General features: G+C 65.7%; 1 protein-coding gene. It reads right to left on the bottom strand.

Features of this window, described 5'->3' with window-relative positions; genetic code table 11:
• Nucleotides 1-25: 25 nt before the first annotated feature.
• The coding region (locus tag PSD17_RS31655) for a transposase (RefSeq protein WP_339126007.1) at nucleotides 26-382 on the bottom strand (357 nt) is incomplete at its 5' end.

Here is a 382-nt window from a genome sequence, read left to right as displayed (position 1 = left end):
AGAGAGTGTTGTAGAACCTCGGTGGTCAGTCTTTGAGGTCTTCTGCTAGTCGGCGGGCGGCTTCCTTCTCGATGTCGCTGCGGGGAGCGGGGAGTTCCTCACCGGCGAGACGGGCGGCCATCAGCCGGATCATCGCGAACTTGATCATCGCCTCGGCGTGGGCAGTCTTGCGTTCGTAGTCCCGGGCCAACCGTCTACACCTCGTCAACCAGCCGAAGGTTCTCTCGACCACCCACCGGCGGGGCAGCACCTGGAACCCTTTCACGTCGGCGTTACGCGGCACCGCGACCACCTCCAGCCCCTCACTGCGCCGGGCCCAACCGACCAGGCCGGCGTCCACCGAGTTGACGTAACCGCCGTCGACCCACACCAACCCGAGCAG

The organism is Pseudonocardia sp. D17 (assembly GCF_036984265.1).
Lineage (GTDB): Bacteria > Actinomycetota > Actinomycetes > Mycobacteriales > Pseudonocardiaceae > Pseudonocardia > Pseudonocardia benzenivorans.
This window is presented reverse-complemented; position numbering and strand designations above follow the sequence as displayed.